We start from the raw sequence: 15,985 nt of genomic DNA, 5'->3' as shown, positions 1-15,985 counted from the left end.
TAAATGAATTTTATCGTTTCAATTTCAAAGCCGACCAGGCCATTAATGCGGTATATCTGATGGGAATGTTTGAAGGTGAGTTGGGCGGCCTTTCGTACACGGGTAATGCCGGTGTTCGCTACATAGAAACTACCAATGATGTAATCGGTCAAGGTTTCGATGACGAAGGAAAACCTATTGCAGTACTGACTGAAACAGATTATGACAATACTCTACCATCAATTAATCTATCAATTGATTTAACCGAAGATATTGTATTACGTACTGCGTATTCAGAAGCGCTAGTGCGTCCCAACTTGATGGCGCAAACGCCCAGCCCTGTAAATACTAATACGGCTACTAGAGTTAAATTAGAAAACTCTAAGGCGGAAGTACTTCCCTATACATCTAATAACTTCGACCTGTCTTTAGCTTGGTATAACCGAGAAGGTTCAGCTATTTCTATAGGGATTTTCAAGAAGGAAATAGAAGGAAAAATAACGACCGAGACTATTTGTCCGGTAGGTGACCATGAAAAGTACAATGTCGGTGAATTAGAGCTTCTTCAAGACGGAAGCTCAAATGGACGTTGTCAAGAGGTTGGAGAATACGATCCTAAAATGGCGAAGACATTGTTAGTAACCGTCTTGTTACCATTAACCAAACTTTTAATAGTGACATTCCTATTACTGTGACAGGTTATGAATTAGCTGTTCAACAAAAATTAGACTTTTTACCTTATCCATTTAATGGTTTTGGTGGTGTGTTTAACTTCACAAAAATAGACCTTGATGAAGGTGGCGGTCAACCTATGACCCGCATTGCGCCTTACTCATATAACTTAATTGGTTATTACGAAAATGATGGGGCAAGTATTCGCTTAGCGTATAACTGGCAAGACGAGAAATTACTAAGTGCTGGTGGCACTACTTCATTCTTAGGTAGTGACGCACGTACCCAAACGGCAGGTGGCCGTTTAGATATGTCGGCATCTTATCGCTTTGGCAAAGGTCTAAAATTGAACCTACAAGCATTTAACTTAAATAATCGCCAAGAATATGAATACATTGGTGGCAATGACCAAGCCATAAGTCGAATCCGCTACGCGGGACGAACTTACGCTGCAAGTTTAAGTTATAACTTTTAAATTCAACCATTAATTTCAAAAGATAGGTTTTCTGTTGCATGCGTAGTTGTTTAACCGTGGTTTGACCGGCAACTCCGCCTGAGCAATATGAATAAAATGATATTTATAGGAACAATCAAATGAAACAACAAATTCTGGCTTTATCTATGATTACAGCTTTATCTGCATGTGACTTAGATAATAGCGAAGCATTACAGGTACCTGCCAATTTCAATAATGAGTTCATAACCGAAGTGGGTTTTTTCGGCACTCCATATGAAGGCTTAGATGTTGAGTTAACCACTGGTCACAGCAAGCTTCGGGAGTGATAGGTGTAACTGATGTTAACTATGGTGAAGCGGATCCTGACTACACTATGGTCTCTGAAGCTACTTACGGCACGTTCACAATGACTGAAGATGGTGATGGCAAGTGGACATACGACTTAGATGAAACTCATGCTGAAGTTATGGCGATTATGGGAAATGCCAATGGCTCCCTCACCGATTCAATAACACTGACGTCTTTAGACGGGACTCAGCAAAATATCAATTTTATAATTCAAGGTTTAGATGCTGACCTAGCGGCTGAATTTAATGGTTCGTTTGTGGCCAACGTTGCAATGAATCAAACTGACGCCATAGGTCAAGCTCGCGTATATGACCAGAATTTTGATCAATCATCGTTTATGCCTATCGGTGTAGATGATGAACCTAAATCTCAATATGGCCAGTTCACCATTACGGCTGAAGGTGTTTGGGAATACAAATTAGACAACACACTTCCAGAACTGCAAGTGTTGGTTGAACCAGAAGATTTCGTTGAGGAAACTTTCACCTTAATGTCAAAAGACGGTACACCGGTAGAGTTTGCATTGAGAATTAGTGGTGCGCCACTGAACTTCGCGGCGAAGCTGCCAAGTTCTACCACTGAGACGGCATTATTATCAATTATCACTCAAAATAATGGCGGTATTACAACTGCCATGCGTGAGCAAGGTAAATTGACTTTCAGGGCGAAAGTCACTGCCGATGCACCATCTAGTGCTGGATTTGGCGTAATTGGTTCGCGCTTCAACTCAGAGAAAAGAAGGGTTGCACATGTTCGTGCATCCAATGCTGGTGTGATCGATATGTATTCACCAGCTATAGAAGCAGGTGGTACCTACCTAGGCAAAAATTATGTAAGAGATCCTATTACCAATAATATTGTCGATGACTATATTGTTTCTGATCAAACTCACATTCCTGACCAGTGGTTTGATATTGAAATTACATGGAGGAAGAATTCTGGATTACCCGCTCTCCTTTCGATGAAAATTAATGGTGAGCCAGTGAGCTCTTCTCATGAGGCGATTTCTGCCGATCCAACCCAAGCCTTTTTGGCGCAAACTCTTGCCAGTTATAGCTTGACTGACAATGTATCGGAAATTCAATTTACGATGCCTAAAAATGCCGAGCAATGGTGGTGTTGGGGCGGTATTTATCGATGATATAAAAATATATGCGACGATCCTGCTGCAACCGTATTATCTACTCCTATTTTTGAAGATGATTTTCAAGATACAGCTTCTGGCGACCCTGTGACCAAGAGAGGCAGCCCGTTTCTTAAGTCAAAAACGACCGATAGTGTGATTTCAGTTATTGAAATGTAGTTGAGCTTAATTCACTGAAAGATCTTCATGTCGATGCTTTTGGTTAAAGAGCATCGCTATAAAAAAGAATATGTAAAAAAGGAAAAATGATGAAAAAACAATTCCTAGCTTTATCAATTATAACAGCGCTAACTGCATGTGGTGGTGATGACGACACTCCCACGATTGCAGCAACATCAGCAGAAATCTCTGGTGATTTCTCCGGTATTGCGACCAAGGCAGTAAATCCTACTGGCACACTTAATGTAAGCGATGCAAATCCTTATGAGTCTCTAGTCTATCCTGCTACCTCGACTGGCCAGTTTGGTACTTTTTTTATTAACGCTGCTGGCGAATGGGAGTATACGCTAGATAAAAGCAATGAGCAGGTCATAGCATTAGTGAGTTCTGATATGGACTCTCTAGTTGAAAGCCCTTTTGAAGTTACGACCGCTGATGGCACCAGTACGAGTGTAGATATTTCAATCGATGGAATCGATGTTCCAGCGACATTTAGCGGCGCCCTTACCTTTTCTGTATTTTATGATGACGGTAGTGCGTCAGCCAAAGTGAGCGTGTCGGATGCTAACCCTGCTGAGGCTCTATTTGCAAGCGACCAAACACCAACCGCTATGTATGGTGTCGTGACGTTTGACTCTGAAGAAGGTGAGTGGACATACGACCTTGATGAGAGTATTGCAGAAGTTAAGGCGTTAAATTATGTCGAGGACACAGAAACGCCACCTACTTTAGAAGATTCTTTTATTATTAAATCGTTAGATGGTACTGAAGCGACAGTGGCAATGACAATTAAAGGCTCACAACTTGTGCCTGCGGTGATTGAAGGGCTGCCTATTGATGATGAGGGTGAGTCAACCGCGATGGTTAATATTAATAGCCCAGATGTAACGGGTGAATTGACGATTATTGATCCCAACTTTGATGAACAGAGATTTCAAGTCCAAGATGCTACCACAACGAGTTATGGGGCATTTAGTATAGACGAAATGGGAGCTTGGTCATATACCGTCGATAGCACAAACGCTGATATTATCGCCCTAAAAGGAGACGGTACCGCGCCAACACCTCTGTCTGAATTAATTAAAGTCATGGCAGTTGATGGTACAGCGGTTGATATTCCGATAACCATTAACGGTCTAGTCGGTGGTAACTTAGCTGCGCAGATTGGTGGCGAGAAGGACGGCAAATGGGTGATTGATATAGCAGATAAAACAAGCCTGCAAGGTAAAGCGACCTTCTTAGCAAGATACCCTGAAAGTTCAGCAAAAGATGTCAAACTTGTATTTAGTGGTCGTGTATGGAAAGGGGCCGAATTACATAGAACTTATTTAGCGATGACCGTTAGGGCTAGCGGTGAGCTTAGACTGAATAATGAAACAGGAAATGGAAAGTTCCATACACTTACCGATACTGTTGAGAAAGGTAAACCGTTTGCGGTTGAATTAACTTGGGATGGTTCTGCTGGTCTCCCTGCGAAGCTTTCTCTGTCGATAGATGGAACACCGATAACTGCTCCTGACATGACATTTAATTCAGATAACACCTTTACATCAATGACTGTTGGGGCCGGTCTCCAAAATCAAGGGCCTGGTTTTTTCGATGTGCAAACAAAAGGTGGGGACACCTTTGAAATTGATGACTTTACCCTTTATTCGGATGTAGCAGGGACAGAAGCTAACAAGGTGTTTGAGGAAACTTTTGAAAGTGCAGATGATAATGACATCCTTGAAGGCAAAGCGCTTAATGTTGACTATTTAAGTAATAAGTCTTCGAATCCTGTTGCGTTATCTGTACCGCTAACAAAAGGTGAATAATTGACTTCTCCTAACTCGTATTGATTGAAATAGCGCTACAGGGTAGCGCTATTTAACTCTGACTAAGCGTTGCTCACTTCAATTTAACACTCCCCAAAGTTATCCTTGAACTTCCCAGACTTCTCTAGAGGTCGCTGATACATCTTTGAAAAATTCTTATCCAATTAGTCACAATTTACCGCGTTTTACCACTGCTGAAGAAATCGTTGTTTCACAAAAATATTATCAATTAATACCAGTTTACTTAGATGAAATATTAATTGTGTGAATATAAATGACCAATTTAATTTGTTTTGAGTAGCTTTTGGTGGTTGTTTATTTCCTTTTTTATCAATGCCTTGGGTACACCCATTGTTCGTCGTGATATTTTTGTGATCATTTGATGATTGAATATGACTTGTTTTAATTGTTGGTGATGTTACAATAATTTACGATTTATTTACATTTGTTGGGTGGGACACAAATGTTTTCACAACCAATGGACGTCTAGACTTTGAGAGAATTAGAATGAAAAATATAAATTCGAATAAGAGCTTATTAGTAAGTGGTACTGCAAGTTTGTTGCTAGCCATCAGTTCGCCAAGCGTAGTTGCGCAAGAAGTTAATGCTGCGCTTGAGGCCAGAAAAGCCGCGCAGAACGTAGAAGTTATTGAAGTATCGGGTGTGCGTAGCTCATTAGAGAACGCATTGAACGTAAAAAGAGAAGCTGTATCAATTGTTGATGCTATTTCTGCCACCGATATTGACGCCTTACCAGCGTTAGATTTAGGTGAAGCACTGCAAGCTTTAGCCTTATGTACAATTGAACTCTGAAACTGAGGGTCGTCAATCTACTATTAGTTTACGTGGTTTAAGTAGCGGGTTCGTTAAAACTACTGCTTTTGGGCAGTCATTTGCTACACCTAGTCCGGCTAGTGGGAATAGAGTGGGGGCACCTAATCCGTTTTCAGCATTCGAGTCAGGCATATTTGATGGTGTGACCGTCGTGAAATCGCCAACGGCTGACATGCAAGAAGGTGGCTTAGCAGGTATTGTTGATCAAAAATTACAACAAGCTCTTTCCAAAAAAGATGGCCTTGCAACTATTAGTATTGGTGGTCGTTATGAATCGTTGGCAGAAGCCCTAAACCCTAACATTAAATTTTCTGGGGTAAAGCATTTAATAGAAGATAAATTAGCCGTTGCTTTCAAATTCAGTCATTCAGGTCAAGAATTTAGACGTGATACATTTGATATCATTGATTATGTGTCAGTCGAAACGGATGCAAATGGTGAGCGTGCAACTAACCTTGCTGAATATAGAGAAGCGTGGGATGTGCCGGCCGACGCCGAAATACGCGTTCCATTAAGAGGCCGAAATGTTATTCAATATAGTGATGGTGATAGAAACTCATTCAGCGGTAATATTGAATATCGTGCATCTGATGATTTAAAGTTAGGCGCACATATCCTTGTGTCTGAACGCTCGTTGGACGATGGTACCAAAGAAACTACCAATTACGAAGCTGGCTTACATAGAACCAATTCTAGAAACGATTTTTATCAAGGCGAAGTGACCTTAGATATGAATGTTTCGCCATTTGCATATACCGCATTAACCGAAGACGGAAATGGAGGCCAAGCGTATATCGCCCCTGCTATTTCATTCAATAATGGTAAATTGCAAAACGAAAACCGTAAAACTACCTTCCATGAAAAAACTCAAGGTGTCATTTTGTATGGTGATTATCTCGCCGATGATTGGGTTTATGACGGTAAAATTTCTTATTCTGAAGCAACTAATGAATTCACTAATATAGGGGTGGGGTACAACCATCAAGGCAACAGAAATACTTCTCAAACACCAAGTGGTTTTAACGGATACATTAACACAGGGCGCGGAGATTTAAGCGCTATTGAAGTTAGCGGTGGCTTAGATGTGCCGTATGTTTACGACAACTTACCTTGGCCAAGTGGGGCAATTCCAATTACATCGAATGCGGTATCGTTGCTTGCTGATGCAAATCAAGGGCGACGTCTTTCTACCTATGTTAATGGACGTACTCGTGATTTATTGTCGGACATGAGCAGTGCTGAGTTTAATGCCCAGCGATACACCGATTTTGGCTTTGGTAGTGGTTTGCGGTTTGATTCAATTAAATTTGGCGGCCGAATTCAGAAAGAAACAATTGAGAGTATTGACCAAGTACATAGTTTAGGCGGCGTAAACCTTAATAACTTGAATTCGTCATTACTGTCTGATCAGCCATTGTCAGCGCAGCAATCGCCATTCTTTAATGGCAACATTCCGGGTACATTTGATCATACCAATGGTTGGGTAACAATTGATAATGATGCAACAATTGCAGCATTGCAAAATGGCATTGTCACTGACCGAAATGAACTACCTTTGGGCACATTAGATTCATTGCACTCATCAGTCACAATGAACCGCGCGGGTTTTTGGGATCGAGCTAGAACACATATGTGAGGACAGGCATGGTTCTTAGATTATAACTTTGACGTTGAGCAGGTACTATCAGCCCTTTACGTGACGACAGATTTCTCTGGTGAATTACCTCTTGGTATTACTTATACCGGTAATCTTGGTGTGCGTTACGTTGAGACCGACAATACTTTTGATGGTGTACAACTAGGTAATGATGAAGCTGGAAACTTTACGGGTACGCCAATTACCTTTAAAGATGGTTATAGTAATACGCTACCGATGATGAACGTGTCGTTTGAACTGAGTGAAGATGTCATTTTACGAAGTGCGTTTTACAAAGGGATCGTCAGACCTAACATCAATGGACAGCGCCCAGCGCCTAGTTACCGTCCTGGTAATAATACTATCAATCTTGATTTACCTAATGCTACTTTAGAACCATATACAGCTAATAATTACGATGTTTCTTTGGAATGGTATAACCGTGAGGGTAGTGCAATTTCTCTTGGCTTCTTCAAAAAAGATATTACCAATCTATTTGGACAGGAAGACGTATATTGCCCAACTGACGGCTCAGATCAATTGGTAAATGAATTGATCGGAGAGATCGAGCTAGTCGGTGATATCTGTCAGCAAGTTGCGTTATTTACCCCGCCGCTAACGGGTATTGAAGGAGAGATACAGCAAGAGGCCAGAAATCGTGAAGTCAACATTTCGAACCCGCGTAATGTTAAGGATACGTTGAAAGTGGAAGGTTTTGAACTTGCAATTCAGCAAAAGCTAGACTTTTTACCTTATCCTTGGAATGGTTTAGGTGGCGTATTTAACTTCACTAAAATCAAACAATCTGGTTCTGAGAGTTTATTGTCTAGAGTATCTCCTAAGTCCTTTAACCTGATTACCTATTGGGAAAATGATGGTGTGAGCTTACGCTTTGCCTATAACTGGCGTGATGACCAGCAGACTGCCGGTGCTAACAGTTTCTTAGGAACTGGGACCAGAACAATCAAAGCTAAAGGGCGCTTAGATTTCTCTGGTTCTTATGCAATTACTAAAAACTTGAAAGTGTACTTACAGGGAATTAACCTAACTGATGAAATTACTACATCACACTACGGTTATACCGATGATGCGATACACCAGTTAAGTTATACTGGCCGTATCTATAAAGTCTCAGCTAGTTACAAGTTCTAAAGTTTAAAAGAGAATTAACCTTACTTCTCAAAAAATTTGTATCTAAAAAAAGCAAAGCTTAATCATGACTGACCTTGTGATTAAGCTTTTTGCATTTTAAGTTGTCATCATTTTGAAGTGGCATAGTTACTTTGCTATGAGCCCACTTAACGTTTCTTACCACTATTGAAACTTTATTCTCGTAGTACAAAAATTTTTATCTATAAGACAAAAATAAGTCCTACAAATAAAGATTGTTAAAAAATTGTTTTAATATAGATTGCACCCAAATGATTATTTGTGACTGTATGTGGTCAAAAGTGATCGTCGGTGTGATTTGTATCTAAAAATAGCTAACAAGTCATTTAGCAAGCAATCAAGTGAAAGATCACTTTCTTGAGAGTAAAGACATGAAAATATCGAACACAACTCAATCTATCAATAATGGAAAAAAGTAAAAACAGCTTTATTCGCGGGTGGAGCCGCAGGTTTGTTACTCGCTATCAGTACTCCTAGTGTTATTGCCCAAGAGGTGAATTCTGCACTTAAAGCGAATAACACTATTGATGAGACTGAAATTATTGAAGTGTCTGGAATTAGAAGTTCGCTAGAAAACGCATTGAATGTAAAAAGAGAGGCGTCATCTATTGTTGATGCGATTTCTGCCACTGATATAGATTCATTGCCAGCATTAGATTTAGGTGAAGCTCTGCAAGCTATTCCTGAATTCAATTAGAGCGTTCAGGTGAAGGCCGTCAATCTGAAATCACTTTACGTGGTTTAAGTGGAGGTTTTGTTAAGACTACTGCTTTTGGTCAAAGTTTTGCGACGCCTAGCCGTAGCTTTGATGAGGTAGGGGATGCGAATCCCTTTTCAGCGTTTGAAGCGGGGGTGTTTGATGGAGTAACCGTTGTGAAAACTCCTACGGCTGACATGCAAACTGGTGGTATTGCCGGCATTATTGATAAAAAGCTTCAACAGGCACTAGGTAAAAAAGACGGCACTTATCATGTTAGCCTAGGTGGACGTTATGAAGAGTTAACTGAGCATTGGGATCCGGCTATTAAACTGTCTGCTTCAAAACATTTGATTAAAGATGAGCTAGCTGTTGCCTTTAAGTTAGCAGGTTCGGGGCAAACTTTCCGCCGTGATACGGCTAACTTTACAACTTATGCACCTATAGGTATTGATCACCCTAGAGGGGGGACAAGAGGGAGTAACTCTGATACCCATTTAGCGTATAGGGAGAAATGGGGCTTGTCACCAGATGCCGACCTTCGTGGTGTCGCGTCAGCACGAAACGTGAGTGAATTCAGTGATGGAGATCGTATTTCATTCACTGGCAATATTGAATGGAAACCAATTGAAGATCTTCGTTTAGGTTCACACTTACTATATACCAAAAGAAATTTGGATAGTGGGACCAAGCAAGACGCGCAGTTTTCTTCTGGATATAATCAAGTCGTTCCTACAAACAGCGAACAGTACTATAAGATAGAGCCCGATATGGACAGCGCTCCATTTATCTATGATAAAACTGCTGATGGAACAGATGTCTGGGGGGTGACAAAAACCAGCATTACAGATGGTGCTTATACCTTTACGAACCGCGAAACTACTTTCCTAGAAACGGTTAAGGGGTTAATGCTTTACGGAGATTACCTAGCCGGAGATTGGAAACTTGATGGGGTGCTATCTTATTCTGAGTCTGAAAATAAATTCAATCAGTTAGGTTTAGATTTCAGGTTCCAAGGCCATCATAGCAATACTAAAAGTGTCAATGGGGTAAGTGGTGTTGTTATTCCCCCTACTGGTATCAATGTAGATATTGATGCTGCATACGGTGATATTAATAATGCATCAGTGGTGGCTAGTGGTTGGGAAAACATTGTTTATGACCTACCTTCATGGGAATCTTCAGATGCATTCAATTCGCTTTCGTTAACCACTGCCGACCCTCTAAATGATGGTAAGCAATTGCAGCATTATATTTTGGGACGGATCGATAATCCTAAACGTGAAATGACAAGTGCAGAATTCAATGCCACCCGTTTTACCGACTTTGGTTTTGGTAGTGGACTCAATTTTGAAACGGTAAAATTTGGTTTTCGTCATAGCATAGAAGAACTTGAAAACGATGACAGGCAACCTGCTGCAATAGGTTTAAATGCCAGTGCTATTGACGCAACTACTGTACACAATAACCTACTGTCTGTAGGTCAAGCTGCCTTTTTTAATGGTGAGTATAGTGGTGCCTTTGGTGCTTCATCCGGCTGGAATACACTTAATAATCTAGAGCATTTAGCTAAGTTGACTGATGGTTTGCGAGATATCCCCGGTGCTGTTCTAGTTGAAGAAATTGGTTTGTATGAGCGTATGATTAGTGCTTCGTCTTCCATCCCACAGTTATATGGAACGAACTTTGATGTTAAACAAAACATTACAGCTGCTTATGTGATGACAGATTTTGTTGGTACGATAGGGTCTATTCCCTTTTCAGGTAATGTAGGTTTACGCTATGTAAATACGGACAATACTTTCAATGGTTTCAGAGCAGATATTGAAGCCGATACTTTAACTTCAGTTAGTGCGAAGGATGACTATAGTCACATGTTGCCATCTTTGAACTTATCTTTTGAAGTACACGAAGATGTGGTTTTACGTGGTGCATTCAATAAAGGAATAGTCCGCCCAAATTTACGGGTTTTAACCCCCGCTACCGATGTGCGTACTGCCGTAAACGGTAATCAAACCCAAGTGCGAACTCGGGGAGCGGATATCAAACCTTACGAAGCGGATAACTATGATTTATCTTTAGCTTGGTACAACCGAGAAGGTAGTGCAATTTCTATTGGACTATTCTATAAGGAATTATCTGGCTTTATTCTTAGTACCGATACATGTAATGAAAACGATCCTGAAGTTATGGCGGCCATAGGTGGTACGTATACTCGCACAAATAATGCCTCTACAGGAGGATTTGAATGCATAGAAGATACGTTACGGGCTAATAACGATGGTGATTTGGTTAACCGTGATTTACGTGTTATCGAGCGTTACAATTCAGACGGAGCAATCAAGTTAACAGGTGTGGAATTTGCGATTCAGCAAAAACTGGACTTTTTACCTTATCCTTGGAATGGCTTTGGTGCTGTCTTTAACTACACATATATTGATCAAAAATCTGACGAATCAGTGAGTGGTGATGATAATCAGCTATATCAGGTTGCTCCAGAGTCATACAACCTTATCGGATATTACGAAAATGATGGGATGAGTTTTCGCTTAGCTTATAACTGGAAAGATGATTCGTTATTGCAAGGTGAAAACTCTTTCTTAGGTACATTGCCTAGGGTGCAACAGGAGAATGGTAGATTAGACTTCTCTGCATCTTACCGTTTCGCTAAAGGTGCTAATTTTACAGTGCGTGCCTATAACATAACAGATGAAAAGCGTGTTGAGTCATGGGGCTTTGATGAACGCGCTGTGTCACGTATTGATTATACTGGGCGTATTTTAGAAGCAAGTGTCTCTTACAATTTTTAATCTTGTGTTGTAAGGCTATGTCAACTTGATGGTGTAGCATGGTACGAGTAAAGCTTAATCATGGCTGACGTTGTGATTAAGTTTTTTGTATATAGGCCTAAAGTTTTAATTGTCGTGATTATTATTGCTTCTTTATGGTTGGATATGATGGTATTATGTTAATAATATGTTTTTTAAATTCAATTTTCACAATGAAGATGAATGTATTTTATTAACGGTAATGAGTATAGCGAGACCACATGAGCGCATTAATCCAAGGCCTTTATTCACCGGTTCAATCTAGGTTGATGGCTAAATTAGTTTTTATTTCTTTAATATTTATACTACCCACTTTATTTAGTATGGAAGCTAAATCTGAAGCTAAGAATCAACAAATATTAAGCACTGAAGCTATCGACCATGTTTGGTCTGGGCATAGAATTAAACCATACCTACTAACGCGCGGAAAGCAGCAGTTTGTAGCGTATTATGACAGTAATAGGCAAATGACGGTTGCTCATCGAGAGGGTGCTGGGAAATGGCGTTACTACAAAGTCGATAGCTGGTTAGGTTGGGATAGTCACAACTATGTGACTATGGAACTAGATGCTACAGGGCATTTGCATGTTATGGGCAACATGCATGCGGATGCAATTGAGTACTTCCGTACTACAGAGCCACTAAAAGTTCGCTCTCTTAAACGCGTTTCTGTCATGGTGGATACGCGGTTAGAACAACGAATGACCTATCCAATATTTATGCTAAATAATAAAGGCGAGTTGCTCGTTAAATATCGAGATGGTGGCAGTGGTAATGGTAATGAAATTTACAATATCTATGATACTAAAAGTCAAAGTTGGTCTCGCCTGCACGCAAATCAGTTTCTCGATGGGCAAGGCTTAATGAGTGGTTATTTTGAAGGGCCAACTAAAGGGCCTGACGGAAACTTTCATTTAATATGGGTATGGCGAAATACACCTAACGCGGCCACAAATCACAGTTTATCTTACGCTAGTAGTCCAGATTTGGTCGATTGGGTTGATTCAAGTGGCAAGCCAATTACCTTGCCATTAACACTGGAGCATACTGAGGTTGTCGATCCAGTGCCTCCCTAGTGGCGGTATGATCAACGGTAATGTCAAACTAGGCTTTGATCAACAACAAAGACCAATTATTTCGTACCATAAGTATGACCAGCATGGTGATACACAAATGTACGTAGCTCGTCGAGAAAATACTGGCTGGAATTCGGTTCAAATTAGTGACTGGAAAGGGTTTCGTTGGGAATTTGGTGGTGGCGGGTCTCTTGGACGTTTTCCTGTTAAGCCATATGCGCCTTTTTATCATTAGTGATAAGACACTTGGTGTTACGGTACGTAAAAATGACGATGTTATGACGTTTGTGATAGATACCAATACCCTGCAAACAATCTTAGTGGAAAAAACGGATCTGTATCCTCCTCTACTCGAACAGAAAAACCGTGTTGCCGATCGTTTATTATTGCAAGATCCAAACGCTCAGTTGGAGCATTCGGTTTTTAAGGGGGTTGGAGACCTAAGTAACAATGGAGGGCAATATTATTTGTCTTGGCACAGCCAACCTGAGCAACAGGGATAGCGCACACGAAGTGATTACAGCACCTAGCGTCTTATTACTGCATGAAGTGAAATAGCGCGCGTTTAACTTTGTCCCTTCACTTGTTAGCAGAGAAGAGGGGGTAACTTGATTCATATTCAGGGGAGGGATGTACCCTACCCCCAACATATAAAGAAATAAAAATGACAACTAATAATTATTCCTTAGTAATTGATATTGGTAAAACTCATGTGAAACTGCATGCGTTAGATCACAGCTTCCAATCTGTATTTTCAAGACAAATGAAAAATGAAGTTATTTTAGGTCCTATGTATCCTCACGCCAATGTTGAGAAAATATGGCTGTGGTTAATGACTAACATCAAACAAGCGACTAAAGAATTTACGATTAGCGCATTAACTATTACAACACATGGCGCGACTGCGGCCTTAATTGATAGAACAGCCACAGATAGTGATGGATTAGTTTTGCCTGTTTTAGATTATGAATATGCGGAACTGGTAGATAAAACTAGTGAATATTCCAAGGTTAGACCGAGTTTTAAAAGTACCTTCTCACCTAATCTACCAGTAGGGTTAAATTTAGGGCGTCAGTTGTATTGGTTAAAGCATACCTTTGCTAGCGAGTTTTCACAGGCCACTGATATTTTAATGTATCCCCAGTATTGGGCTTGGCGGTTTACCGGCGCATTATATTCAGAAATTACCTCTTTAGGTTGTCATACCGATCTCATGGTCTGTCATTGATAACAAGTATTCTTCTCTTATTGATGAGCTAAATTGTGTCGAATTACTACCAGAAATAAAACCAGCTTGGGCCGATTGTGGGCGAATACTGCCAGAGTTGAGCAAAGAGTTAGGTTTAGCAGCCAACTGTCATTTCTATAATGGTATACATGATAGTAATGCAAGCTTTTTACGCTATCGACTGGCGCATCAAGATACACCATTTACTGTTATTTCTACTGGCACTTGGACTATATTAATGGCTTCGCAAGTGTCATTAAATAATTTAGATGAAACTAAAGATATGTTGGCTAATATTGACGCTATGGGTGAACCAATAGCTTGTGCCCGATTCATGGGAGGGCGGGAGTTTGAAGAAATTTGTGAGCAGGCCGGTTCATGGCTGGGTGAGCAATTCGAAGAACGTGATATGCAAAAAATTATCGACCAAGAAGTGTTTGCTCTACCCGATTTTAGTCAAGGAAGTGGTCCATTTGGAGGGAAGCAAAGTGGTTTCGTTGGAGCTGTTGATAAAATAAGTGGCATCGCTTTGGCAACCTTATATTGTGCGTTGATGATTGATTATCAGCTCGACAAGCTGGGGGCTCAAGGCAAAATTTTCATCGAAGGGGCGTTTTTAAAGAACCCTTTGTTGTGTGCTGTGGTAAATCAATTGAGAACTGAGCAAGAGGTTTTTCTTTCTAAAGATTCAACCGGTACGGTACAAGGAGCTGGCTACTTAACAAATTGGCATGAAGTGGAATGTCATATCGATGCATCTAAAGCGGGAATTGTTGATCTAGATCGACTAAAAGAATACCGAGATCTTTGGCGCTCGCAAGCCGAAATCAACTAATGCTGGAAAGTCTAATAGCATGCTCATGCTATTAGACTTTTAAATAGTTAGTCGTCTACCGCTTCTACTACTATTACTTCAATATCATAGCTTTCAAAATATTTAATGAGATCTTTGTCGGCTTCTGAGTCAGTAATGAGAATATCTACTTCTGATAACCGACAAAATACAAAATTACTTCTTTTACCTAATTTTGAACTGTCAGCCAAAATGACCAGTTTTTCGGTTTGCTTTTTTAATTTCTTTTCGGACTGAATCAGCAAAGGGTCTGATCCCATAACGCCAAACTCGCCTATGCCTGGTGTACCCATAAACATCATTGTGCCATGAAAATACTCGCTACTGTCACTATCATAGGAGCTTAGAATGATACCTTGCTCTCGATATATTTCACCACCAGGTAAGGTTACCTGGATATCAGTATGTTCCGAAAGGTAGTTAGCTAAAACAAAAGAGTTAGTGAGTATATTAAGACTTAGATCTGCTAGGTATTCGCCCATCATATAGGTAGAGCTGCCACCATTGATAATAATTGAGTCTCCATTACTACATAGATCAGCAGCCTTCTTAGCAATGAGCTTTTTAGTATTGACTCGTTTGGCTTTATCTACAATAAAAGCAGAGCTAGCAATATGTTTTTTCTTTGGCTCACCATTAATGGATTCTGCACCACCACGGATTTTAGTAATTTGCCCACGTTTAGACATTTTTGTAATATCTCGACGAATGGTCGCTTCGGACGCATTTAACTTTTCGGTTAAATCACGAACGCTAGCAAACTGCTGTTGATCCAAAATATCTTTTATTAATTGTTGTCTATGTTTTTCTAACATGGGTAGTTCATTTCCTGAGCCGAGAGCACTTTTAACGAATTCGTCATATTCTATCCACTTAATTGATTTTTTACAATTGTACGATATTTTGTTAATAACAATGACTTATTTAGATTTAAATTGCACATTTTATTAACGTATTTGTTATCATAATTGACATTATTTTATCAGTTATGACTTAAAATGCTATTTATTTTTGTAAATAGGTATGTTTTTCAATGATTTAGTCATGAATTTATATTTTGAGCAATGTTGAGCGATTTTACTTATAAATA

The 15,985-nt window shown here is 40.1% G+C and carries 14 protein-coding genes and 2 pseudogenes; 15 read left to right on the top strand and 1 reads right to left on the bottom strand.

Features of this window, described 5'->3' with window-relative positions; translation table 11 throughout:
- Positions 1-38: 38 nt before the first annotated feature.
- The 15 genes and pseudogenes from RS130_RS00545 to RS130_RS00475 all read left to right on the top strand — a co-directional run.
- Positions 39-674 (top strand): annotated as a pseudogene (locus RS130_RS00545) (TonB-dependent receptor domain-containing protein); the annotation flags it as partial.
- Positions 671-1,126, top strand: coding sequence for a TonB-dependent receptor domain-containing protein (locus tag RS130_RS00540; protein WP_316024310.1), 456 nt, complete (start codon positions 671-673; stop codon positions 1,124-1,126). The pseudogene RS130_RS00545 and the gene RS130_RS00540, both read left to right, overlap by 4 nt.
- Before the next feature lie 119 nt (positions 1,127-1,245).
- Positions 1,246-1,434: a hypothetical protein gene (locus RS130_RS00535; protein WP_316024309.1), complete on the top strand. Its 189-nt coding sequence runs from the start codon at positions 1,246-1,248 to the stop codon at positions 1,432-1,434.
- A 47-nt stretch (positions 1,435-1,481) separates the two neighbouring features.
- Positions 1,482-2,759, top strand: a pseudogene (locus RS130_RS00530) (VCBS domain-containing protein).
- Between the two features lie 86 nt (positions 2,760-2,845).
- Positions 2,846-4,573 (top strand): VCBS domain-containing protein, encoded by a 1,728-nt coding sequence (locus RS130_RS00525; protein WP_316024307.1) that lies wholly within the window; start codon positions 2,846-2,848, stop codon positions 4,571-4,573.
- Positions 4,574-5,080: 507 nt separating this feature from the next.
- Positions 5,081-5,386 carry a hypothetical protein gene (locus RS130_RS00520; protein ID WP_316024306.1) on the top strand — a complete coding sequence of 102 codons (306 nt, stop codon included), beginning with the start codon at positions 5,081-5,083 and terminating at the stop codon, positions 5,384-5,386.
- Entirely contained in the window at positions 5,376-7,043 is a 1,668-nt protein-coding gene (locus RS130_RS00515; protein WP_316024305.1) for a TonB-dependent receptor, read from the top strand. Before RS130_RS00520 ends, RS130_RS00515 begins: the two co-directional genes overlap by 11 nt.
- A 60-nt stretch (positions 7,044-7,103) precedes the next feature.
- Positions 7,104-8,195 (top strand): TonB-dependent receptor domain-containing protein, encoded by a 1,092-nt coding sequence (locus RS130_RS00510; RefSeq protein WP_316024304.1) that lies wholly within the window; start codon positions 7,104-7,106, stop codon positions 8,193-8,195.
- 469 nt (positions 8,196-8,664) lie between these two features.
- Positions 8,665-8,910, top strand: coding sequence for a hypothetical protein (locus RS130_RS00505; RefSeq protein ID WP_316024303.1), 246 nt, complete (start codon positions 8,665-8,667; stop codon positions 8,908-8,910).
- Complete coding sequence (locus RS130_RS00500) at positions 8,901-11,720, top strand: TonB-dependent receptor (RefSeq protein ID WP_316024357.1); 2,820 nt, start codon at positions 8,901-8,903, stop codon at positions 11,718-11,720. The genes RS130_RS00505 and RS130_RS00500 overlap by 10 nt, the downstream gene beginning before the upstream one ends.
- A gap of 239 nt (positions 11,721-11,959) precedes the next feature.
- Entirely contained in the window at positions 11,960-12,814 is an 855-nt protein-coding gene (locus tag RS130_RS00495; protein ID WP_316024302.1) for a BNR repeat-containing protein, read from the top strand.
- Positions 12,815-12,821: 7 nt separating this feature from the next.
- Entirely contained in the window at positions 12,822-13,049 is a 228-nt protein-coding gene (locus tag RS130_RS00490; RefSeq protein ID WP_316024301.1) for a BNR-4 repeat-containing protein, read from the top strand.
- Entirely contained in the window at positions 13,030-13,317 is a 288-nt protein-coding gene (locus RS130_RS00485) for a hypothetical protein (protein ID WP_316024300.1), read from the top strand. The genes RS130_RS00490 and RS130_RS00485 overlap by 20 nt, the downstream gene beginning before the upstream one ends.
- A 161-nt stretch (positions 13,318-13,478) precedes the next feature.
- The gene (locus RS130_RS00480; protein WP_316024299.1) at positions 13,479-14,042 is read left to right on the top strand and encodes an FGGY family carbohydrate kinase; all 564 of its coding nucleotides are present in this window, start codon (positions 13,479-13,481) and stop codon (positions 14,040-14,042) included.
- 97 nt (positions 14,043-14,139) lie between these two features.
- Positions 14,140-14,877, top strand: coding sequence for a hypothetical protein (locus RS130_RS00475; protein WP_316024298.1), 738 nt, complete (start codon positions 14,140-14,142; stop codon positions 14,875-14,877).
- A 47-nt stretch (positions 14,878-14,924) separates the two neighbouring features.
- On the opposite strand, the gene RS130_RS00470 is transcribed toward RS130_RS00475, so the two are convergent.
- Entirely contained in the window at positions 14,925-15,710 is a 786-nt protein-coding gene (locus tag RS130_RS00470) for a DeoR/GlpR family DNA-binding transcription regulator (protein WP_316024297.1), read from the bottom strand.
- Between the last annotated feature and the right edge of the window lie 275 nt (positions 15,711-15,985).

This window comes from Paraglaciecola aquimarina, assembly GCF_032464635.1.
Lineage (GTDB): Bacteria > Pseudomonadota > Gammaproteobacteria > Enterobacterales > Alteromonadaceae > Paraglaciecola > Paraglaciecola aquimarina.
The sequence above is the reverse complement of the archived record's forward strand: the minus strand, read 5'-3'. Positions and strand labels throughout refer to the sequence as shown.